We start from the raw sequence: 21216 nt of genomic DNA, 5'->3' as shown, positions 1-21216 counted from the left end.
TTATTTGCTCCTGCTTGGTGATATTGCTTTACGGTAAAGTCGAAGAATTTCAGGGCTATCCACTTGTACAAATTGACGTGTTTCTGCCTTTATGTCCCAACTTCTAACTTGCTTGGAGTTTCTTAGTAATCGGATAATTAACCCCGCTTGACCTTGTTTCAGGTTTTCCATTACCCATGTATTCGTTGGCCTACGTTTTCTTCCGTTAATCCGAGCCTTAAACCCTTCTTTTCTTAAAGCTCTAGCTTGCTCTTTTGTTGCTTGAGCTTGGTAATCTGGCTTTCCTCTTATCGCCCTGATTTTTGAAGCGCTCATTTTGTAGCTGCCACCAGAGTGGTGATAAGCCGCTATTTTGGACGTCATACCGACTTTCCAGCCGACTACCGCACGCTTTTCATCAACACTAATAACCCCCATTAAGCGAGCTATTCCTTGAAGCATTTTCTTTCGGCTTTTTTTTCCGCTTAGCCGCTTCCTCTCTTTCCAAGCAGTTCCCTCTTGGCTTTCCTGCTTAGCAGCATTTGAACGTGATTTTTCGCGTGAAATCAGCGCAGCCTGTTCTAGCAAGCCTTTCTTCTTTTTTGCTGGCAACGTTAAGAGTTTTAACGACTCCATAAGCATTAATTGGCTATCTCTGTCTGCTCTAATCGTTATCATCTGTTCACCACATCGATCAGGTTTTCAGCTACCCAAATTTCGTATTCAGCGATTTTCCATTTTTTCCCACGCCATTTGATGCCACCGTTTTCGCATTCGATGATTTTGATATCTTCTTCAAATTCAATGATGACTAGCACTTCAGCACTGTTTTCATCTTCAAGAACTACATCAATATCTGGGTCACGCAGCCCATTGCTTTCCGCTCGGTCAAGATCATGGTCAAGAATCCATGCGCCAACATTGGCAAATAGCACCGCAGGGTCGTATTTCTTGAACGGGAATCTGTCGAAATAAAACTCTGCTCTGTATTTTTGCTGCATTAAGTTGAAGCCATTGCCCATGTGTTTGGGTAATAACTTCAACGAGATATCCGTCATTTCAGCCTCAAGCCTTTGAGCGATTTGATCACCTACACACTCTTCAATGTGTTTTCTCAAAGCTCTCATCTTGTAACCCGCTTGATATTGCGTACTCATATCAGCTCCACGCTTGCGCGATTTTTGCCGAGCATATTGCGGATGATGCGTTCACTTTCGGCCAGCAGTTCGTTTTTGGTTTCTTGTGATCGCTCAGCGAGGTGATCACCTTCTTTTTTCTGGCTGACGGTGGCGAAATCGGGCAGTAAATCGGCTTTTGCCCGAGCAAACACGGCGCTTTGGTACTGAATGACGATGAGGTTTTTATCATTCACTTTTGGAAACGCTGGCACGTCTGCTGCGCTGGCATGACCTGCGGCGATGTACTTGGCTTTCAGATCACTCAGTTGCAGGTTTACCGATGCGATGGCGTTAACCACAGCGTGAGCGATGCGCTCATCGTCTTGCGCGGCTGGCGTTCCACGCAGGCGTTCGAAATCTCCTGCGTTGATGTTTGGCCAGAATCCATCGTTCTCGATGGTGGTATCCTGAAAGCTGGTGTTGCTGCCTGTGAACATGCGTTTCTCTCTAAATAGGTGCGCTCTAGCCACTGGGTCGACGGTATAGCAATGAACCACGCAGGTTATTGCAACCTCGCCAGCCGAGCGCGGCGGCGTAGGAGCTTTACAAATTCTTGCCTTCGTTGATCGCGTTGATACGCATATCAATCTGGTTAATCTTGGTTTTCACCCCGATTTTGTCGTGCTTTTCATGGGCGGTGATGAGTAAGGCTTTGGCCTTTTGCAACCGCTCCAGATCACCAATTAAACTGGGTTGTGGTTCGCCTTTTTCGTTCATCAGCAGGCCGTAACCCGCGAACTTGTACCACTTGGCTTCAACGACTTCGGGTAATACCCACTCTTTGTCGATTTTCTCGAATACACGGGAGAAGTAAGGCTCGATTGAGTGGCCGTTCGGTAGCTGGCGTTCTGCCCATTCGAGGACGAAATCCGCGCAGACAATTGCCCAGCTTGAGCGTTTAAAGTTTTCCGGCGTGGGTAGGTTTAGCTCGATGGCTTTGAATAGCCATTCCACGGCGGTTTCCAGATCACCGATGTCGAATAACCAAACGATGAGATCTGTAAAAATGGGGTTTTGATAGCTTTCCCCAGCAGCGAGGTATTTTTCAGCCAGTGGTTTGTATTTCGGGATCAGCACATCACGTTTGTGGTTGACCTTTTCCGAAATTTGCACAAAGCCTTTCAGCACTTGTTTATCTTGCTCAAACTCAACTAAGCGAAGGTGCAAGCTGTCGAGGCTTTCCGCTGCAGCGGCATGAGCTGCCGCTGCTGGGGTGGCTAATACTGCCAATTTATGGCGTGCTGCTGGGGATAAGCTCATCAGTTACGCTCCAGCCTCTGGTTTAGGGCCGATGTGGACTTTTTCTGGGTTGTAAGCGGCGAACGCTTCCAACACACCCACTGCGTAACCTTCCATGCGCCAGTATGCGTTTTCGAACTGCTTGCGATCAGATTCGTGTTTCGCTTTACGTTGCACTGTGCCGTGCTGAGTCAATACCTGCAGGTTTGCCGGAATGGTCACGACCATGGCGTTGTCTGGCAGGAATGGCGGCACGTAAGCGGGACGGCCTGCGATGGTTTTATCGAGCTTTTGAGCGGCGATTTGTTCGCTAGGTTTGTCCGCTTTGTCGTACAGTTTGGCTTGAGCGGCACCTATCAGCCCTGAACCGACGAACACGGTTAAGCGTGGGTCGTTGCGGAACATGGGGTGAATTTGGTTGTTGATGATGTCTGAGGCCATCGCGTCTAGCGTGCGGTAGTCGCCGTTGGTTTCATCGAAGTAGACATCGACATCCACCACTTGTGAGGCTTTGCGGTTTTTCACATACGCAATCCAGCCTTCGTTGACATCTTGGCCGAGCGGATACTCTGCTGGATTGGTCGTTTCTGCTGCGGTAACGCCATTCCAGCCCACACGCATGATGTCGAGTGCGAACATTTGGTTAGAGAATTCAGTCAGGTGCTTCATGAACTGATCGCGGCCACCTTGGTTCGCCCACTGGCATAGCATTGCCCAAGTGATGGCGGCACAAGAATCGGTTTCCGCGAGTTTGTATTTGTGACCACCTACGCCCACTTGCTTGGTGAAACGGCCACCCGCTTTACGGCCAGTGTAAAGACCGGACACACCCACATCGACCACTTGACCTTCGATTTGGTCAACGGTGGTCACGGTGATAATTTTCAGAAACTCGGCAGACTCGGTAATGGCTGCGCGAAGTTTGGTTTCCAACTGCGGTGATACATTGAATAGTTCTGCTACGTTCGATACGCCGTAGCTTTTCGCCAATTGCTGAGCGAAGTTATCCATGTATTCACGGGCGGATTGAGTAAGAATCTGCGACATTACGCGATGCTCCTAGTTACTGTGATGGGTTCGCGGTTAAACAGGCATGTAGCCTTCGCCGCCACCTGATTTATCTGCGCCTTGGCCTTCGGGACCCGTTTGGCTCAGTTGCGTGAATTTGGTTTCGAGATCGGCTTGCTTTTGAGCGATGCTATCAAGCGTTTCTGTGAGCTTGCTGAACTGCTCAGGAGTCATGCCGTTCGTTTCCTTGTCCTTGCCATCACCTTCGGGTTCTTCACCTTTGGTTTCTGGCTTTTGGGCGGAGAAGGTATTGAACTTGCTTTCAAGCTCGTTTTGCTTAGTCGCAATACCGTTAATAGCGCCCATCATTTGGTCGAACTGTTCTTGCTTCATGGGTTCTTCGTCCTCTGATTGAGGTTGGTTGGTTTCGTTTGGCTGTTCACGATTAAAGAAGCTTCTGCACATGGCAAAGAATTTCGAGAATTCAGCGTTTTGGCTGTAGAACGGCGTCAAGTCCCATTCTTCCAACGCGCTACACTCCAATTCCGTGTATTGACCTTGAACGCGAGAAAAGCGAAGGCGAGTTGTACCCGATGATGCTGGGGAGTCAGTCACAGCTAGGCCAAGCAAGTAACAACGTCCTTCTTTTTTGTAATCCGGTTCTGGTTCGATTGATGAGAAGAGCTTTTGACCGTCTTTATTGGCTTCAAGCAGATAATGATTTGGCGTTAACTTGGCAAAAAGTCGCAGTTTGTCTTTGAACTTTCCTGCTTTTAGCTCTTCAACTTCACCCCAGTTTTTACCCTCAAATACCGCCCAAGCACTTCGATAATGCTCAGGCCAGATTAGAGCTTTGTACTCTTCTGGGTCATACAGTTCTGCCATGTCATTAATCCAGCTTTCGCTGATGACTCTTCCATCAGAAACTGTTGTTCCTGCTGTGGCGACTATTACCCAATCACTGGTTTTTGGCATGGGGTGAACACTCTTGGTTATTGCTGAATCTCGTTAATGTGTCGCCACCATACGCCGTAAAAAGTTGGCTTTCAGCAAGCAGTGTTCGGGTGAATTCGGATATGGCGTTATATCCGAAATTGTCGGAATTTTTGTAGGCGAATCAGGGTGTTTTCGCGGCGTATGATGCACTCATGGCATACTCTCCCGAAATCCGACAAGCCGCCCGAGCCCTCTATTTGAAGGCATGGACGCCACGCGAAATCGCCGACGAATTGAATCTGAACAGTGACCGAATTATTTACTACTGGGCGGATAAGTTTGGTTGGCGCGATATGTTGCGTGAACAAACGATTGATGAAGCTATCGCGAATCGTATTCAAACGCTGCTTGAGGTAGAGAACCCAAGTAAACCGCAGTTGGATATGCTCGATCGGCTGATTAATCATCACGTCAAACTTAAGAAGCTGCGCGCTACTGAGCAACCGACTCAGCCCAATGAAGCTGGTACAGTTTCGGCGCAAAGTGGTGCACATAGTAGCAAAAGTGGTTCACCTAAGGCCGAATCTGGCACACAAACGGGCGATTCTGGTAAACAATCTGCGCCCAGTGGTAAACGTAAGAAAGTTAAGAATGATGTTAGTGAGATCACCGAGGCCGATTTTAAGCTGTGGCATGACTCGCTGTTTGCCTATCAGCACACGATGCGTAACAACCTGCACCAGCGGACACGTAACATTCTCAAGTCTCGCCAAATTGGCGCAACCTATTACTTTGCAGGTGAAGCGTTAGAACAGGCGATTCTCACGGGCGATAACCAGATATTTCTCTCAGCCTCTCGCGCTCAAGCTGATGTTTTCCGTCGCTATATTGTGGCGATTGCAAAAGAGTTTTTAGGCATTGAGATCACGGGTAACCCTTCTACTTTGTCGAATGGTGCAGAGTTGCACTATCTCTCTACCAACGGCAAAACTGCACAGAGTTACCACGGCCACGTTTATATTGATGAGTATTTCTGGATCGGCAAGTTTGACGAGCTGAACAAAGTCGCCTCGGCGATGGCTACGCATAAAAAGTGGCGTAAGACTTACTTTTCCACCCCTTCTTCTAAGATGCACCCTGCTTACCCGTTCTGGACGGGTGAAAAATGGCGCGGCGATAAAACCACTCGGAAAAATATTGAGTTCCCGACCTTTGATGAACTGCGCGATGGCGGTCGCTTGTGCCCTGATCGCCAGTGGCGTTATGTGGTTACGATTGAGGATGCCGCTAAGGGTGGCTGTGACCTCTTTGATATTGAGGAACTGCGCGAAGAGTACAGCGAGACGGACTTCAACAACTTGTTTATGTGCGTGTTTGTTGATGGTGCCAGCTCGATATTTGAATTTAATAAGATTGAACGCTGCATGGTGGATAGCGAGATTTGGCAGGACTTCAAGCCAAACGCTGCTCGCCCATTTGGTAGCCGTGAGGTGTGGTTAGGCTATGACCCATCACGAACCCGTGATAATGCGGTGCTGATGGTGGTCGCGCCACCGATTGTGGCGGTTGAGAAATTCCGTGTGCTTGAGAAACACACTTGGCGCGGGCTTTCTTTCCAACATCAGGCTTCTGAGATCAGCAAAGTGTTTGAGCGCTTCAATGTGACTTACCTTGGCATTGATATCACCGGCATTGGCGCGGGTGTTCATGACTTGCTGGTTAATAAGCACCCTCGCGAAACGGTGGCAATTCACTATTCGAACGAAAATAAAAACCGCTTGGTGATGAAGATGATCGACATCATTGACGGCAACCGCCTGCAGTTTGATGCGGGCATGAAAGAAACGGCAATGGCGTTTATGGCGATTAAGCGTGTCGCCACGAACAGCGGCAACATGATGACCTTTAAGGCCGAACGTAGCGAGCAAGCTGGCCACGCTGACGACTTTTGGGCTCTTTCTCACGCGCTGATTAATGAACCCCTCGATCACTCCACTCAACGCAAATCAACATGGCAGATGGCAGCATGACAGAGCAACTTATTCACTCACACACTACCGATGGCACAGAGAGCAAATCTGTGTACAGCTTTGACCCAAACCCGGAGCCCGTTGATACAAACAGTTGGATGACTCGTTATTGTGAGCTGTTTTACAACGAGTTTGATGATTACTGGGAGCCGCCTATTTCGTTAAAAGGGTTAGCTGAAATTGCCAACGCGAACGGGTATCACGGTTCACTGCTGAAAGCGCGGGCCAATTATGTGGCTGGTCGCTTCCTGAGTGGTGGCAACATGCCTATGTACAAAATGAATAATGCTTGCTGGGATTATTTTGGCCTTGGTATGGCAGCATTTGTGAAGATACGCAGTTATATGAAGAATGTGATCGCTCTTGAACCTTTGCCCATGGTTCACATGCGCAAGCGTAAGAACGGGGACTTTGTTCAGTTGCTGCGTAACAACGAGCAAAAGGTATTTAAAGCGAAGGATGTGATTTTTATTCCCCAGTATGACCCGCAGCAGCAGATATACGGCTTGCCTGATTACTTGGGCAGCATTCAAAGCAGTTTATTGAACCGTGACGCCACCCTGTTTCGCCGCCGCTATTACCTGAACGGTGCGCACATGGGCTTTATTTTCTATGCGACCGACCCGAACTTGAGCGATGACGATGAAAAGGCACTCAAAGAGAAGATTGCCAGTTCTAAAGGGATCGGTAATTTCCGCAGTATGTTTGTGAACATCCCGAACGGGACAGAGAAAGGCATTCAACTGATTCCAGTGGGCGATATTGCCACGAAAGATGAGTTTGAGCGGATCAAGAACATCACGGCGCAAGATATTTTTGTGGGGCATCGTTTCCCAGCAGGGATGGGCGGCATGATCCCGCAGACAGACGCAACAGCACCAGACCCACTCAAAGTCAGCCAAGTTTATGACAAGTATGAAGTGGTTCCGGTGTGTAAGCGTTTTTCTGATGCAATCAACAGTGACCCAGAGATACCGGAATCACTGTCTTTCAATTTTGATTTGAGCATCGAGGTTTAAAGCAAGGCACATTGGCTATTGCACCTTGCCGCAAAGTTAATAACTTGTACCCATAAGTCATCAAGCCTTGTTGATTCAAAATAGCCAATATCCCCAATCATTGGGGCTTCATTCCTGATACTTGGTCTTTTGTATTGGTCAGCGAAATGGAATACCGCCTGATAAACCTGCGGAGTGTGTTTTGCACTGAACTCGCAACTGAATGGTTTGGGTCTTAGCTCGAAACGCACATAGTGGGCGGTTTTACCAAACAACGTGATGGTGGCGGGTTTCCAATCGGTTTGGTAGGTGATCGGCCAGTTGGCTTTGGGAATTTGCGTTGGGGTGGTAATGGGGATGATGGTTTGGGTTTTGGTTTCTTGATCGAGGATATCGAGCACCCACTTTCTGAACTGTTTTGCGATGGCCGTTCTGGCGAACATGGCGATGAGGTGAGCGCCGCGCAGTGAGAAAATACGTACGGATTTTTGGTAGTTTCCTGAGGTCATCAAATTGATGACCTCAGACATTCCACTGGAAAACTCATCTTTGTTACGATTAAAAATTTTACGTACAGCAGTTCTTGGATCGCTATAACCTAGTGCCGTACCAATTTGGTACGCATCGAGATACAACTGATTGTTACGTTCAACTACATCAAAATGGGTGTCCTGAAAAGTCAGTACTGAAGTCATAGTGACCTCCGATAGAGTAAATTTTAGTTACTCACCACTCAAAGGTACTAATCTATGGGTGGTGAACTGGACAAGGTTAGTACTACCGCTCTATCGGAACACGGCGCGCCGAAGCGCCCCTGCCCAGCCCACCATAATGCAGATAGTACGGTTTCTATACGAAACGACTATGTTTAAATGTGCTGAAGCCATACACAAAAAAACCAGCAAAAAGCTGGTACTTGTGTACCGATAGAAAAATAATGCGGGGTACTAATCCCGGTGTTGGATTTTGCCAACACGCTTATAGGCTATACCATCTATAACCCTTTAGTCAAACCGATGAGCGCCGATAGCTGCCGATGGAGCAGCCTCAAACTTGTTTATAAAAATTTTTATGATATATTTTACAGCATGTACAGACCGTACAAATTCCCATCACGCAGCCGTTGCTGCAAAGAGTTAAGGTTCATAAAATGGGCAAAGTTATACCACTACACGACAAAAAACGTGAACGAGAAGTTGAAGATAAATTCATCGACTTACTTGATCGTGAAGTAAAAGTAGAGGGAAACGTTCAGCCGCTATCTACTTCTCTTCTTGATCGTATGTTCGCCATAAAAGCGGCGGCAGAAGCGGCTAAGGCTCGCGCAGAGTGTTGGGAAGGATAGAGATTGGAAACGAAGCAAATTCCCGTTTTTTCTGGTTATGAGCTTCACGCTCTATCCATCTTCCAAAATCTTCTGGATGATCTAACAAAAGAAGTTGAAACACTTCAAGCCAAAGACCCAATCTATTTTTACGACCACCCTAGTACTAAGTTATTGCTTGCGGTTCTTTGTAATATTACTCAAACCGTTCCTTCCAATCCTGACCATGCTGATTTTCGTCAAGGGCTTACACTTGGCAAAAAGCACACATCATGGCGCAGAGTAAAGAAAAAGAGTTTACCTCCAAGATATCGGTTGTTTTTTCAATTTAATAGCCAAGCTCCTAAAACCATCATTTATGCATGGATGAATGATGAATCTACCCAGCGTAAAGCAGGAGCAAAGACTGACGTTTATGCAGTGTTTGAAAAGATGCTAAACAGCGGCAAGGTGCCAAACTCTTGGGAAGAACTCTGTAAAGCCGCGAATCCTCTACAGCTAGAAAGCTGATAAACTGTACAAAAACACAGCTTATTGACGTATGATTATCGCGTCAGTCAAAAAAAAGCTAGGTGTTATTATGAGAGTGTTCTGCCCTGAGTGCGAAGGTAAAGCCCGAATTCAGAAGACGAACCGCTTTACCGCTGGTGTTGCGGATTTGTATTGTGCGTGCTGTGACCCCGAATGCGGCCACACGTTTGTGATGAACCTTTCTTACAGCCATACGTTGAGCCCATCTGCAAAAACAACTAGCCAACTGGCGTTTGATTTGTGTAAAGCGTTGCCGCCAGAAGCGCGGCAACGGCTTAAGCATCAGCTTTCTATGTTGTGATCAACTGCTGCAAAATCTTGGGTTTTCGACTTCTGAGGCCATCTCAATAATGCTGAGAATGGCCTTTTGTTTATCTGTATCAAAACTTCCGTGTGAATCAGCCATGACGAGCCGTGCGAGGTATGCCCCCGCTTGTCTCGTTCGCTCCGTGCTTTCGCTGCTGGCTACTCCGTCCAGAATTATTTCAAGTGCTGATAGTGCAACATCACAGTGATTGATATTGCCTAAGTGTTTTAATTCAGACATTTGACTGTCTCCTACTGACGTTTACTGTATATTAATACAGTGATTTTATGCTCTCAATTTTTTTATTGGTTTTATTGTCTATACTGATAGATAGCTCAATCTATTGCGTATTAGACGCCGTACTCTAAAAGTTAATATTCGTCGGTGTTGCGACCTACATCAGTTTTTGTGGTTGCCTAACCTCAGTTGGCATAACGGCTTGTTTTATCCGCCATATTTGGCGACTGAGGTTATTGAATGGCAAAAACGATTCACGATATTGATCCCATCATGCAGTTTTTCACGCAGGAGCGTTTGCGTAAGCGCTTAACTCAGCAGCAGGTTGCCGAGCGTGCTGGCGTTTCGCTGCGTATGTTGCAGCGGTTAGAACAGGGTGAACGAGTGGTGGATATTGCCCAGATTCGGCGTTTAAGTACGGCGCTTGAGATTTCAGTTGGGCATATGATCATGCACGGGGCGGTGAGTTCGCCAGAAGGCAAGCAGGTGGATTCTCTCCCCGCGCCGATTCGTGATTGTTTGATTGAGTTGATTAAGTCGATTAATGATGAAATTGCGGCGCAAAGCCGCAGCGCATAGCGGAGACAACAAAGCGCCCGCAGGCGCTTGGTGGTGGTACTCTCTTTGTGTTGAGGTAATTTGTTAATAGCCTTTAAGCCATTTCTGAAATTTCGTGGCGAACACCAGAAAAGTTAAGGTGATTGTAGACTTTTTTTAATTCATTTTCGTCATAGCATTCAGTCGTTCGCTTACCCATTTCGCGTTCTAAAAATCTCCTTTGTTCTCTGCGATTAAGGTTTTTCCAGAAGTACCCCTCATATTCAAATTCGTTATTTATAAATGCTAATAGTGCTGATATGCGTTGCTGCCCGTCGATCAATATGTCTGACATAGGGCGCGTTAAACCATTTCCTAGATCCTCATATGAATTAATCATGACGCTGCCTAAGTCATATCCCATAAAGACAGATTCTATAAAACTGAGCTTTTGTGCATCAGACCAAACTAATTGCCGTTGCCATTTAGGCAAGGGGAATCGTCCTAGCATACGTTCAGCCCATGGATATGCTTCCTTACCATAGCCAGAACTCGACACTAAACTGCTTATCGTTGTACTTGTGGAATTAAAGAAAATCACAGGTTTAGGTAATCGATATGGCATATCTTCCGGCGATTTAACTTTTTTCATAACTAGCTCCTACGCTAATGGCCAGTCGCCTTCCAACTCTTGGAAGAACGATAGGTCTGGTTGTGAATGTTCTTGTGGTTTCTGGTTTAGCTTCTCCATTTGCTGTTCGAACTTCTCCCAGCCTTCGAAGCGGCACCAAATGTCGCTATCGACCTCGCGTTTTACTTCAACCAAACGCGCTGGCCTGATTTTTCCGTGTTCATCCACCTCCGCAGGGCGGATTTTCAGTTCTGTTTCGTCATCGAGTCGCAATGTGCTGCCTTTAAACAGGGCGCTGATGGCGACTTCATCAACAATCTGATCGTTTTGTGATCCTTTTAGCCTGTCCGGCTGCAACAAACGGGTTAGCTGAGTGCTGACCTGTCCGGTAAATGGCTCCGTACAGTTATTGACAGAACTCCGAGAGGCGGCAGAGCCGCCAAAGGCAGTCGCTTCGCTCCCAAAACCCACCGCTTCACCTTCTGTGGTTTCCTTGCCCTTGCGTTTGATTGTCCAAACCTTTTCACGGGTTTTAATGACTTGCTCGGGTGTGGCGATTCCTTCCAACTTGCGGATGGCTTCGGCGTAAGGAGAAGCAAACGGCAGCTCTTGATACACGTTGGTAACTAATAGCTCTTTGCGTTTCACGAAGGGGCCACCTTGATTCATGATGTAACCATGCCAACGCCCTTCATCGGCAGAGCGCAGCACAGCGGCCACATGGGGAATCTCTGTTTTGGCGCGGGCTTCGTAGCTTTTGGCGATCACTTCGACCAGTTCTTGATTGGTCATGACTCGCGCTGGCTTGTAAGCGCCAACGAGTTGATAGTGCAGCAACTCATACATGCTGATGAGATCGGCTCTTTCCTGCATGAAAATGTACTCCATGAAGGCTTTTTTATTCTGGTTCGCGAGGCGGCGCAGTTCGCGGTATGTGGTCACAGGCGCACCACCGAAGAATTGAAACTGGCGAATACTCCAGCGGCTTTTCCATGCGCTGACGTTGCGTGCCATGTCTTTGACTGGCTTTCCGGTTTCGTCTGATATGTCGCCATCCATCGCGTAGCCGTCGATGTTCTTTGAAATGTATTTGGCGATGTAACCAGTGGCCGTGCCTTTGGTTGGGTCGATGTAGCCAAAATCACAGCGTGGGCGGTAATCAAGCGGCCCCACATACACGACTTTGCGAAACGGCTTTTGTTTCTCTTTTTCGAATTCTGGGTGCAGTTCGCCCCGGTCTTCTTCTGTCGCGTAGGTGATGAAGGTGTCACGCACGGCGGAAATGTCTTCCTTTCTTACCCAAATCAGCAAATGCCAGTGTGGCGTGCCATCGTGATGCGGCTCGGCAACTCGCACACCAAACCAACGGATTTCGTCACGGTTCAGTTTGGCGCGGATCAGCTGCCACTTTTTGTTTAAGTAGGCTTGAGCATCGCGCGGGCTGGCTCCGTTCCAGTGGTCGATAAAGCCGCCTTTTTTGTAGCTGTTGTGGTACTTCGACGGCGTGGTGAGAGTGAGGAACAAGCCTTGCAAACCCAGCTCGTTGCCGATGTCTTCACAGCCACGGCAGCGCACCATCAGTTCATGGCGGCGAATCGCAGGGTTAGAAACGCTCTTTTTGACCATGTCCCACAGGTCGTGCTCTTCTTCGGTTTCTTCATCGAACAGCACCATGTTTTTGATGGCTTCATAGTTGCGTTGTTGCTGCTCTTGGTGCTCGCGCACACAATCCCAACTCGCATAAGGTGAGGCGTTGTTTGATACCTGACCCATGGCGATGGCGAGGTGTTCACGCATGATTTTGCGCACTTTGACTAAGCGGCCAAGCCACCACGAATCACTGATCATGCGCATGATGTCGCTGGACGCTGAAAGGTGGTTTTGCGCTTTGTATTTGCGCGGCGCTTTAATGCCAAAAGTTTTGGTGCAGAAGTGGGCGAGCGCTTCGTAAGCATCAACAACCGCTTGGTCTACATCTTCTTCGCTGTCGGCGTGTTTGCGGCTAGCAGTGAGCTGCAAATAGGCTTCCATGATTTTGGCAATGCGGAATGCCATGTCGCGCAGTTCGTCTTGCTCTAATTCAGCAAGCAGGCGCTGTTTGACTGGTTTGCGGTTTTTCTCTGCGGCTTCGAAATCAAACTTCATTTGTGGTTTGGTTTCAGGCAGTGGTGAAAAGTCGCTTTGATCAGTGTCTTCATATTCTTCACTGAGCAAAGCCACCTTTTGTGTGTTAGGCAGTTGTTTGTATTGTTGCAGCACTTTGAGCACGCGCTCTTTGGCTGGGCGCATTTTTTCACGCAGGAAGGTATTCGCCGCTCGCGAGCCCTTTTGCTCATAAGTGCGGATGTAGCGTTCAGCAAAGTATTTCGCGAGGTATGGCGGCACGTCTTGAAAAAAGGCTTTGCGCCACTCGTGAGAAAGCGCATCGACTTCGTAAAGTCGGCGCTCGATCACGCTCATGTCGTCGGGTTCAACGTTCGCGACTTTATGGCCAGCGGCAATCGCTGTCACGTCATAGTTAATCGGTGACAGCGGCGCTTGCCAAGGGAAGTCGAACAGCTCGATTTCGGTTGGTTCCACTAGGGTGTTCAAAATGGTACATCCGCATCAAATACGCATAGATCACCACCTTTCAATAGATACTGTTCGCGGCGAAGTGCATCTATTTTTTTGTGTTCTTTGTATACTAGTAGTCGGTCTTTCAGCCCTACCTCAATGCAATCGAGTGTGTATTCCAACGGGTAAGAATACTTGAACAAGTTGCTACTAATGTTGATACCTACTTTTTTCAAACACTCGTCTGAAAACTCTCTTTCCAACATAACAACCGCTGCTGATAATAAGCTGATTTTTCTGGCTAACTCGCTACATCCGATAATTGGGCTAATTACTTCGGCTTTAATGACCATGCGTCTGAGCTGGTAAGAAAGTTGGTAGAAATCTTTCAAAGTCAGCCCTGAGCGCTCTTGCACTTCAACAAGACGAACCGTGTACTTTTTCCCTTTCTCATCCAGCTTTTTAAGTACCGGAGCCAGATCACCTAAAAAGACCTCAGCACCAGCCAAAGACCAAGCGGTCAGCACTTGGCCTTTCTTACCGAAATTAGAGAAATAACGTCCATCAATCATAATTACCTGCCCCTGCTTAACAGGGTTCTTGATGCGTGGAATCATGCGGCCTCCTTCTGGTTTTCTTGCTTGGCGATTGGCATTCCGCAATGCGGGCAAGTGGTGTCACTCTCTTTCACTTGGTTTGGGCAGTAAGGGCAAAGGGTGATCATGCGGCCTCCCTTTTGGTTGCTGCTCCGCAGCGCTTGCAGTGGGTGTCTTTTTTTCTCAGTTCGTTTTTGCAGTTATCACACTGCACCAAACCGATAGAAACGATGTGGCTTAAACCTTGAGGAATGGCTAGGCGGTTGCCTTTATCCCAAATAAACCATGCGTATTCGCACGAATCATTCCCGCCTTTCACAAAGCGTGGACGCGGCACGATCACTGGTGTTTTCTGCGGAAAGCCGATTTCAAACCAGAATGGCAAGCGCTTGGTTGCGCCCAAATAGTTCAAGCGCTGCAAATAAACCATGGTTCCGTCTGGTGCTAACTCTTTCAGGCTTTTGCGCATGAACTCTTCGGTGAGTGAAAAAGGCGGGTTAGTGATGATCACGTCTTGCTGACCAAAATCCGTGGTCAGGTAATCAATGCCTTTTTGAATTTCAGCGAATGATTTTTGGCTGGCAGGTAAGGCAATTTTTTCGTAGATCGCACCTGTTCCGTAGCAGGGTTCTAGAAATGTATCGCTACTGCGCAAAGTGAGTTTTGCCAGCAGGGCGTCAACCACTTCTGCTGGAGTTGGGTAAAGTTCGTTTTCTAATACTTCGCCGTTGGTTGAGCTCATACTGCCTCCAAATCTTGGGTGGTAACGACCATAAAACCGCCCTTGCCTTCGCCTTTGGTCAGCACACCTTTGTTCAGGTGTTGGCAATTGAGGTCTTGGCACGCTTGGTTGATGGCATCATCAAAGGAATCAAAATCGCCAATCAGGATGTTGGCGACTTCTTGGGTTTGCTGATGGCGGATGAATCCACCATCAGGCGTGACGAGGATTGCGGCGTACTGCATGGCTACTCTCCACCTTCGTATTTTTTTTCTGCACACTCGTAGCAAATAGGCATCATTTGCTCTTCGCTTTCGCACTGGTCGATGTCTGCTTCACGGCAACAAGAAGCGCATATATGGGCATAGAGCTCACTTATGCAGAGCTCACATACCCAGCGGCCTTCGCCATCGGCATGTGGCAACCAGTAACAGCAATCGCATGTATGGCATTCTGAACAGTTAGTGATGTTGCTTTCGTGTTGGTTAGACATATCAAAACACCTCCAATGATGTGCCGATAACTGGCTGGCACTCTTCCCACCATTCCGCCATGCGTTTGGCGAGTTTTTTGTTACTGGTGCAACTGGCTAGGAAGGTGAGAGAGCGAATCGCCCCTGCTGCTTGAAAGTGGCTAGAGCCAACAGTGGTTTGGTTAAACACGACAACCCAGAAGCACCACCACCCAAGCAGGAACAGGTGACTTGTCAGCTTTGGAACAGTGCATGTGTAGTTGTGGTTTGCGAGCATTGCCCGTTCGAAGTGGATTTGAACAACGTCTTCTCCCTCAATCTTGAACTCAGAAAATGCGGCAAGAAAGTTAGGGATTTGGTCTACGGGAAAGCCTTCATCTTTGAGCATTTCAACCAAAGAGTCGCGATATACCGTGATAGCGAAATCGTTCATGCTTTCACCTCGGCCTGTTCAGTGGCTGGGTTTACTGCGGCTTCACGGGCTTCGATGATCAGCTCTGTGAGTTGGCTTTCAATGGCGAGGAGTCTTTCGAGGGCGTTATCCCAGTGAAGATAAACCGTCTTATCAATCAAACGTTTGTATGGAGTTTCACCCGATAAAAATGACTGAGGCGAAACCGCATAAACCTCAAAAGCGTTAACGTGAGCGGAAAAGTTAGTGAATATGAACAACACATCCGTATTCGCCATAGCCAGTACGTTGATGGCGTGAACGATGTCGTAAACATCGCGGCTTCTCATGCTTGCCGCCATATCTTCCGCGAAGGTTGCGAGCTTTTCTGCTTCAGCTTCTGAAATGTCTACCGTCATATCCACAATCAGCGGACGTGGTAAAAGAGTGCTTACGGCCAATGTCACTTGGCGTTGGTTACTGAGTGTGACTTCGTGCATAACACGAGATTGAGCCAGCATTTCTCGCGCTTCTTCACGAAGTGCCATGGCTTGTTCCAGTTCTTTATTCATCTTCATTGCTCCTACGCTAAGACGAAAAAAAAGCCCCCCTTTCCTTGTGGAACACTGCGGGGGCAACGGGGTTGGCTAGGTTTAAAGGAAATCGGGCGCTTTCAGTTGGCTCACGTTGCCTACTTCACACTCAAAGCGTTTGGTCACTTTGTTCATCTCTTCCAAACCACGGCGCACCTTTTGGCGCTCGATGTCGTTGAGTTGGTCAAAGGTGACGTTTGCGATTCGCGGGTCAAGATCACCCGCAATGCAGCACATGGCGCGTTGCTTTAGGGTTAGCGCGTTATAGGCTTTGCGCACTTTGTTGCGCTTGTAGCTGCTTTCAAACAGGGCGTGCGCCATCGCAATGCTGTGCGCGGCGGGCACATGCGGCAGCGTGGCGAGGTAGGCATCTACCTCTGCGCGGCTGCGTGGTGCGTGGTACTGCGGCAGGTTCACGGCTTCACTGTGTTCTGCCGTTTGCATTTGTTGTTTATTGCGCTGCACTTGCTGGCGCGTTTCTGCGATGGCTGACATGGTGTTTTCTCCTTATGCGAATCCGGGGATTGGCGCACCTTGAGCCATGAAATCCGAACCCATTTGTATCAAGGGTTGCAGGCCTGTTGTGCGTTTTTCTAAATCGGCGATCAGTAATGCCAAGTTGCCCAAGGCGGCTTGGCACTTCGCGAGGGTTTTGCGCTTACGGCTGCGCGGTAAACGCTCTGCGGTGCACATTTGCATTGCATCACTAGAGAGTTCCCCACAAAGCGAGGTGTTGAGCAGTACGCGCTCAATGATGTTCTTTTCTTCCCCTTGCTCTGGCAGCGCCACGGCAACTACGCCGCAATCACTGAAAAGGGTATTGATGATGGTGTAATCCCCTGATGCCTTGCACAGCAGCACTAAATCAACTGGGCTCAGTTTGTGCGGCTGTGCAGGGTTGAGCATGTTGCGCAGCGATTGCCCGTCTAACGAAATGCGTTTGGCGAGCTGTTCAATGTTGTGATTGACAACGAAATCACTGCAAACGGCGTTGTAAGCTTGCTGTTTGCGTTCACGTAATTCATACATGGCGATGTCAGAAACCATAATTAACAATCCTTATATAAAAGGCGGTATGCAAATGACTGACGCTGCAAACAGATGTAGCCACAACGGGCAATAGTTTTTAGTTGGAATCAGGGAGGAGAAACGCATGATTACCCCAGCACCTGCATAGCTTCACGCGCTGCGATTTCGTGCATCGCAACCATGTTGACTAAGGGTTTTTCTTTCGTTTTGGTTTTGGGTTTGATGATGATTCGCCCTTCTGCGATGTACTGGCGAATGGTGCCCATCGGTAAACCGGAAATGACGGAATACTTTTCACAGGTCACGTATGGGCTTTCGGGTGCTACCTCATATGTCAGCATGGTGATATCCTTAAACGTTGTTAAATCATCGGTTCTATTCGGTCTTGGTCGGCGTTGGAACCGGAACACAAACAGATATTAGATCGCCAAAAACAATCACGCAAGTAAACAAATAGCGATCAATGTCAAAAAATAAACTCGTGGCGATATGAAAAACACAAAGATTCCACCTTTTGACTATATAAAAGGTCATGAATTCACAGAGGTTTTAAAGGAAGTTACAGGATGTTCAACGTTTGGCGATATGGCTGAACTTTTTGATGTACCTAAAGCGACTTTCAGCACTTGGAACCTTCACAATCGTACATCTCACGAATTGATGGTGAGACTTCATCTGGCGAAGGGCATCCCTATTGCAAAGATGGCGCTAGGCATTGATGAACCAGCAACGCATCAAGTTGCCGAGGCTCCTCAGGATTACACCCACCTTCAGAAGAAGTTGATTAATCCCCAGCATGAAACCGTCATTCTCAAATCATTCTGCCTGACAAACGGTCAGCTTCTTGAAACTGGCGAGATCCCTTACCCCGTTCGCCGGATGAATAGCTTTAACCTGAAATCTGGCAGCACGATTGAAGTTGAAACCAATGAGGCGCTTTATCTGGTGGATAACGATTCGCGGGATGCGGTTTCCGGTAACTACTTGATTGATATTGATGGCCGTTTGTCGGTTAACCATATTCAGCGTTTACCCGGCAAAAAGCTGGCGATTGCGTTTGGTGAAAGCACGATTGAAGTATCAGAACACGACATTAAAGTGCTTGGCCGTGTCGCGGTGACTCTAAGAAAAGATTGATTTTTAATTGGCTAGGGAATGAAAGATGACAGATAGAATTGTTGATATTGATGAACATGGACAACCCACTTCATGGGGCATTAACTATAAGCGTAATAAAGAAAAAGCATTGAAGTCACTACAAGGCATTCTATCCGGCATTCAGGCTGATAGACGCCTTAATCCAACGGAAGTCCTATTTCTTGATACTTGGTTAAAAACCGACACGGCTTTTAAGAAGGATGGAGACTTTCTTGATTTGAGAGATCTTATCGAGGATGTTCTTGAAGATGGCGTTGTTGAAGAACATGAGTTAACAGAAATTAGAAACTTGATTAAAGATATTTTGAATTATGGCTTCAGAGATGGTTGGGAATCTGATGGTTTGATTAATCAACTCCTTGGTTTTTTGCAAGGTATTACTGCGGACGACTCCATCAACGATAAAGAAATTCATGCTCTTAATAAGATGCTTAATTCTAACAGAGAAGTTATCGCAAATTGGCCGGGCGATGTTATTCATCAACGTTTAAACAAAATTCTTTCTGATGGCATCGTGGATGATGAAGAACGTCATGAGCTTCTATCAATGTTGAAGTCTATCTGTGGACAACAGTTCACGGACACTGGCTGCGCTGAATGTTTTGCAACTGATTACTTTTCTGATGATGTCGTAGTTAATTCTATTTCTGGACTACAAGTTTGTTTTACTGGAAAGTTTTTCGCTGGTAATCGTAAGTCTATTGAAAATAAAGCTAAAGAACTTGGTGCAGATGTTCGTTCTGATGTGAATAAACAACTAGACCTACTTGTTATTGGTTCTATGGCCAGCCGTGATTGGATTCATACTAGCCATGGTAGAAAAATTGAATCAGTTATCAATAATCGCAAAAGTGGCTCATCTACAAAAATCCTTACCGAACAAGCATGGCTTGCTCTGATTGGTGGCTGATGATGCGATTACTACCTCTATTACTTTTATTTTCGACATCGGCATTTGCTTCAACGGACTGTGAAAAAGCTGAATCTATGCTGTCTCCATCCGTTCATCTTGTGGTTCAAGCTTTACGCTTGCATAAGCAAAACGCTGATCACAAAACCATAGCTCAATGGCGTGTTAACACCTTCAATCCTGAAATTGAGAAAATCATCACAGCTAATGAACTATCACCAAAAGAATTAATGAGCCCTGATTTGTCACTTACCCGTGAAGTTTATAATGACGTTATGATGCGCTCTAAAATATACGTCGGCCACGTCTATTCATACTCAAAAGGCACAATTAACGAGGATGCAGTAGAAGAGCAACGCAAAGCTATTAACGCTGTTGTTCAGAAGTTCAAATCAATCTGTGTTTCCCAGTAATGTCCGTTCGCAATCTTAAAGATGGCAGCAAAAAACCGTGGCTTTGCGAGTGTTACCCGCAAGGCCGCGAAGGTAAGCGCGTGCGTAAAAGATTCGCCACCAAAGGTGAGGCCACCGCTTATGAAAACTTCATCATGCGTGAGGTGGATGATAAACCGTGGATGGGGAGTAAGCCTGATAATAGGCGGCTGAGTGACATTGTTGAATTATGGTACTCGCATTACGGTCGTACATTAGTGAATGGTGATGTGATCATTCAAAAGTTTCACCACATGGTGAATGCGATGGGCAACCCTATCGCAGCCACCTTTTCAGCAAAAACTTATTCAGACTTCCGAAGCAGACGTATGTCCGGCGAGCTTATTTTTGTTGATGGCCGTTGGAATCGAGGCAAACCCAGCATTTCAACCATGAATTCTGAGCTGGCACGTTTTAAAGCGGTATTCAATAAACTGAAAGAACTGGGTGAATGGAATGCACCGAACCCACTTGATGACGTAAAGCCATTTAGGGAATCTGAAAGGGAGATGTCTTTCCTCACCACCGAGCAAATCAAACTGCTGCTTGAGTTAGTTGCTCAACACGAAATTGCTGACATGCTCAAGATTGTTAAGATTTGCCTTTCAACTGGCGCACGCTGGAATGAGGCGGCAAAACTGCGGGGTAGCCAGCTATCCGAGTATAAAATTACCTACACGAACACTAAAACCAAGAAGAACAGGACAGTACCCATTTCTCGTGAACTCTACGAGGAGATATATAAGCCCACTTCTGGCCGTTTGTTTGAAGAGTGCTATACACCGTTTTGCTACATTCTAAAAAATAAGCTCGGGATCACTCTTCCATCTGGGCAAGCTTCTCACGTATTGCGTCACACCTTCGCCAGCCACTTTATGATGAATGGCGGCAATATTCTGGTGCTAAGAGACGTTCTCGGCCATGCGGATATCTCGATGACGATGCGTTATTCGCACTTTGCCCCCGACCATTTGTCAGACGCGATCACACGAAACCCGCTTTCCAATTTGTAAATTCTCAGTCTGCCGCCACAAAAATTTTCAGCGCCACCGCCGCCACTTTGTCGCCACTATCATATTTCAGCGAAAAAAAAGAGCCGTTAAAAACGGCTCTTAATCATTCGATTTTTCCGATTAATTTAAGGCTTACTCACGCCCGTAGACGTTGTTCTCTTGCTCTTGAACTCGGATAAATGTTGTACGCTTAGTTAGCTCGCGAAGCTCAGCCGCGCCTACGTATGTACAGGTTGAGCGCACGCCGCCGAGGATGTCTTGAATGGTGCCGTGAACGCTGCCACGGTATGGCAATAGTACGGTTTTTCCTTCGGCTGCACGGTAACCTGCTACACCGCCAGAATGCTTGTCCATCGCGCTCTTCGATGACATGCCGTAGAACATAGAACAAAACTATAAAAATCATTTAAA

Annotated in this window: 29 protein-coding genes and 1 pseudogene; 10 read left to right on the top strand and 20 right to left on the bottom strand. The window is 47.3% G+C overall.

Features of this window, described 5'->3' with window-relative positions:
• The 6 genes from T411_RS0114015 to T411_RS0113990 form a co-directional block, all read right to left on the bottom strand.
• On the bottom strand, nucleotides 1-657 hold the full coding sequence (locus T411_RS0114015) for a phage virion morphogenesis family protein (protein ID WP_000628619.1): 657 nt from the start codon (nucleotides 655-657) through the stop codon (nucleotides 1-3).
• Nucleotides 654-1136 carry a phage tail protein gene (locus T411_RS0114010; protein ID WP_000107425.1) on the bottom strand — a complete coding sequence of 161 codons (483 nt, stop codon included), beginning with the start codon at nucleotides 1134-1136 and terminating at the stop codon, nucleotides 654-656. Before T411_RS0114010 ends, T411_RS0114015 begins: the two co-directional genes overlap by 4 nt.
• On the bottom strand, nucleotides 1133-1594 hold the full coding sequence (locus tag T411_RS0114005; RefSeq protein WP_000494022.1) for a head completion/stabilization protein: 462 nt from the start codon (nucleotides 1592-1594) through the stop codon (nucleotides 1133-1135). Before T411_RS0114005 ends, T411_RS0114010 begins: the two co-directional genes overlap by 4 nt.
• A 106-nt stretch (nucleotides 1595-1700) precedes the next feature.
• Nucleotides 1701-2417 carry a phage terminase small subunit gene (locus T411_RS0114000; RefSeq protein WP_000059162.1) on the bottom strand — a complete coding sequence of 239 codons (717 nt, stop codon included), beginning with the start codon at nucleotides 2415-2417 and terminating at the stop codon, nucleotides 1701-1703.
• A gap of 3 nt (nucleotides 2418-2420) precedes the next feature.
• Nucleotides 2421-3443: a phage major capsid protein, P2 family gene (locus T411_RS0113995; RefSeq protein WP_000078357.1), complete on the bottom strand. Its 1023-nt coding sequence runs from the start codon at nucleotides 3441-3443 to the stop codon at nucleotides 2421-2423.
• Between the two features lie 36 nt (nucleotides 3444-3479).
• Nucleotides 3480-4379, bottom strand: coding sequence for a GPO family capsid scaffolding protein (locus T411_RS0113990; protein ID WP_001127096.1), 900 nt, complete (start codon nucleotides 4377-4379; stop codon nucleotides 3480-3482).
• Nucleotides 4380-4552: 173 nt separating this feature from the next.
• On the opposite strand from T411_RS0113990, the gene T411_RS0113985 reads away from it, so the two are divergent.
• Nucleotides 4553-6370, top strand: coding sequence for a terminase ATPase subunit family protein (locus T411_RS0113985; protein WP_000331804.1), 1818 nt, complete (start codon nucleotides 4553-4555; stop codon nucleotides 6368-6370).
• A complete protein-coding gene (locus T411_RS0113980; protein ID WP_002034218.1) occupies nucleotides 6367-7389 on the top strand; it encodes a phage portal protein in 1023 nt (340 codons plus the stop codon). The genes T411_RS0113985 and T411_RS0113980 overlap by 4 nt, the downstream gene beginning before the upstream one ends.
• On the opposite strand, the gene T411_RS0113975 is transcribed toward T411_RS0113980, so the two are convergent.
• Nucleotides 7386-8063, bottom strand: coding sequence for a BRO-N domain-containing protein (locus T411_RS0113975; protein ID WP_000204987.1), 678 nt, complete (start codon nucleotides 8061-8063; stop codon nucleotides 7386-7388). The two genes, T411_RS0113980 and T411_RS0113975, sit on opposite strands and share 4 nt — an antisense overlap.
• A 455-nt stretch (nucleotides 8064-8518) precedes the next feature.
• On the opposite strand from T411_RS0113975, the gene T411_RS0113970 reads away from it, so the two are divergent.
• From T411_RS0113970 to T411_RS1000000120300, 3 genes are all read left to right on the top strand, one after another.
• On the top strand, nucleotides 8519-8713 hold the full coding sequence (locus tag T411_RS0113970) for a hypothetical protein (RefSeq protein WP_000521064.1): 195 nt from the start codon (nucleotides 8519-8521) through the stop codon (nucleotides 8711-8713).
• A 3-nt stretch (nucleotides 8714-8716) separates the two neighbouring features.
• Nucleotides 8717-9202 (top strand): type II toxin-antitoxin system YhaV family toxin, encoded by a 486-nt coding sequence (locus T411_RS0113965; protein ID WP_000448633.1) that lies wholly within the window; start codon nucleotides 8717-8719, stop codon nucleotides 9200-9202.
• Nucleotides 9203-9272: 70 nt separating this feature from the next.
• A complete protein-coding gene (locus tag T411_RS1000000120300) occupies nucleotides 9273-9524 on the top strand; it encodes an Ogr/Delta-like zinc finger protein (protein WP_001263191.1) in 252 nt (83 codons plus the stop codon).
• On the opposite strand, the gene T411_RS0113960 is transcribed toward T411_RS1000000120300, so the two are convergent.
• On the bottom strand, nucleotides 9525-9770 hold the full coding sequence (locus tag T411_RS0113960) for a hypothetical protein (protein WP_001292394.1): 246 nt from the start codon (nucleotides 9768-9770) through the stop codon (nucleotides 9525-9527). It abuts the gene before it with no gap.
• A gap of 237 nt (nucleotides 9771-10007) precedes the next feature.
• Between T411_RS0113960 and T411_RS0113955 the strand changes: the two genes are divergently transcribed.
• Entirely contained in the window at nucleotides 10008-10346 is a 339-nt protein-coding gene (locus tag T411_RS0113955) for a helix-turn-helix domain-containing protein (protein ID WP_001140410.1), read from the top strand.
• 73 nt (nucleotides 10347-10419) lie between these two features.
• On the opposite strand, the gene T411_RS0113950 is transcribed toward T411_RS0113955, so the two are convergent.
• The 11 genes from T411_RS0113950 to T411_RS0113900 form a co-directional block, all read right to left on the bottom strand.
• The gene (locus T411_RS0113950) at nucleotides 10420-10956 is read right to left on the bottom strand and encodes a DUF262 domain-containing protein (protein ID WP_000756239.1); all 537 of its coding nucleotides are present in this window, start codon (nucleotides 10954-10956) and stop codon (nucleotides 10420-10422) included.
• Between the two features lie 9 nt (nucleotides 10957-10965).
• Nucleotides 10966-13527: a replication endonuclease gene (locus tag T411_RS0113945; RefSeq protein WP_001094898.1), complete on the bottom strand. Its 2562-nt coding sequence runs from the start codon at nucleotides 13525-13527 to the stop codon at nucleotides 10966-10968.
• Nucleotides 13524-14108: a hypothetical protein gene (locus T411_RS0113940; RefSeq protein ID WP_000613059.1), complete on the bottom strand. Its 585-nt coding sequence runs from the start codon at nucleotides 14106-14108 to the stop codon at nucleotides 13524-13526. Before T411_RS0113940 ends, T411_RS0113945 begins: the two co-directional genes overlap by 4 nt.
• The gene (locus tag T411_RS1000000120810) at nucleotides 14105-14215 is read right to left on the bottom strand and encodes a zinc ribbon domain-containing protein (protein ID WP_000629095.1); all 111 of its coding nucleotides are present in this window, start codon (nucleotides 14213-14215) and stop codon (nucleotides 14105-14107) included. The genes T411_RS0113940 and T411_RS1000000120810 overlap by 4 nt, the downstream gene beginning before the upstream one ends.
• The gene (locus tag T411_RS0113930; protein ID WP_000099608.1) at nucleotides 14212-14829 is read right to left on the bottom strand and encodes a class I SAM-dependent methyltransferase; all 618 of its coding nucleotides are present in this window, start codon (nucleotides 14827-14829) and stop codon (nucleotides 14212-14214) included. Before T411_RS0113930 ends, T411_RS1000000120810 begins: the two co-directional genes overlap by 4 nt.
• The gene (locus T411_RS0113925; RefSeq protein WP_001198814.1) at nucleotides 14826-15053 is read right to left on the bottom strand and encodes a hypothetical protein; all 228 of its coding nucleotides are present in this window, start codon (nucleotides 15051-15053) and stop codon (nucleotides 14826-14828) included. The genes T411_RS0113930 and T411_RS0113925 overlap by 4 nt, the downstream gene beginning before the upstream one ends.
• Nucleotides 15054-15302: 249 nt before the next feature.
• Complete coding sequence (locus tag T411_RS0113920; protein WP_000997543.1) at nucleotides 15303-15713, bottom strand: hypothetical protein; 411 nt, start codon at nucleotides 15711-15713, stop codon at nucleotides 15303-15305.
• Nucleotides 15710-16243 carry a hypothetical protein gene (locus T411_RS0113915; protein ID WP_001031153.1) on the bottom strand — a complete coding sequence of 178 codons (534 nt, stop codon included), beginning with the start codon at nucleotides 16241-16243 and terminating at the stop codon, nucleotides 15710-15712. Before T411_RS0113915 ends, T411_RS0113920 begins: the two co-directional genes overlap by 4 nt.
• An 81-nt stretch (nucleotides 16244-16324) precedes the next feature.
• Complete coding sequence (locus T411_RS0113910) at nucleotides 16325-16759, bottom strand: hypothetical protein (protein WP_001272765.1); 435 nt, start codon at nucleotides 16757-16759, stop codon at nucleotides 16325-16327.
• A gap of 12 nt (nucleotides 16760-16771) precedes the next feature.
• A complete protein-coding gene (locus T411_RS0113905; RefSeq protein ID WP_000253094.1) occupies nucleotides 16772-17311 on the bottom strand; it encodes a phage regulatory CII family protein in 540 nt (179 codons plus the stop codon).
• 110 nt (nucleotides 17312-17421) lie between these two features.
• Nucleotides 17422-17634 (bottom strand): hypothetical protein, encoded by a 213-nt coding sequence (locus T411_RS0113900; RefSeq protein ID WP_000959026.1) that lies wholly within the window; start codon nucleotides 17632-17634, stop codon nucleotides 17422-17424.
• A gap of 148 nt (nucleotides 17635-17782) precedes the next feature.
• Here T411_RS0113900 and T411_RS0113895 point away from each other — a divergent pair, with 148 nt between their 5' ends.
• Genes T411_RS0113895 through T411_RS0113880 form a run of 4 tightly spaced genes read left to right on the top strand, consistent with a single transcriptional unit; the run spans nucleotide 17783 to nucleotide 20805 of the window.
• Complete coding sequence (locus T411_RS0113895) at nucleotides 17783-18430, top strand: phage repressor protein CI (RefSeq protein WP_011929346.1); 648 nt, start codon at nucleotides 17783-17785, stop codon at nucleotides 18428-18430.
• Between the two features lie 25 nt (nucleotides 18431-18455).
• The gene (locus tag T411_RS0113890) at nucleotides 18456-19361 is read left to right on the top strand and encodes a BRCT domain-containing protein (protein WP_000132153.1); all 906 of its coding nucleotides are present in this window, start codon (nucleotides 18456-18458) and stop codon (nucleotides 19359-19361) included.
• The gene (locus tag T411_RS0113885) at nucleotides 19337-19774 is read left to right on the top strand and encodes a hypothetical protein (RefSeq protein ID WP_223809037.1); all 438 of its coding nucleotides are present in this window, start codon (nucleotides 19337-19339) and stop codon (nucleotides 19772-19774) included. Before T411_RS0113890 ends, T411_RS0113885 begins: the two co-directional genes overlap by 25 nt.
• Nucleotides 19774-20805 (top strand): phage integrase, encoded by a 1032-nt coding sequence (locus tag T411_RS0113880; protein ID WP_000116330.1) that lies wholly within the window; start codon nucleotides 19774-19776, stop codon nucleotides 20803-20805. The genes T411_RS0113885 and T411_RS0113880 overlap by 1 nt, the downstream gene beginning before the upstream one ends.
• A 132-nt stretch (nucleotides 20806-20937) precedes the next feature.
• On the opposite strand, the pseudogene T411_RS0113875 reads toward T411_RS0113880, so the two are convergent.
• A pseudogene (locus tag T411_RS0113875) lies at nucleotides 20938-21186 on the bottom strand (IMP dehydrogenase); the annotation flags it as partial.
• Nucleotides 21187-21216 lie beyond the last annotated feature (30 nt).

The sequence above is a fragment of the Vibrio cholerae ATCC 14035 genome (genome assembly GCF_000621645.1).
GTDB lineage: Bacteria > Pseudomonadota > Gammaproteobacteria > Enterobacterales > Vibrionaceae > Vibrio > Vibrio cholerae.
The sequence above is the reverse complement of the archived record's forward strand: the minus strand, read 5'-3'. Positions and strand labels throughout refer to the sequence as shown.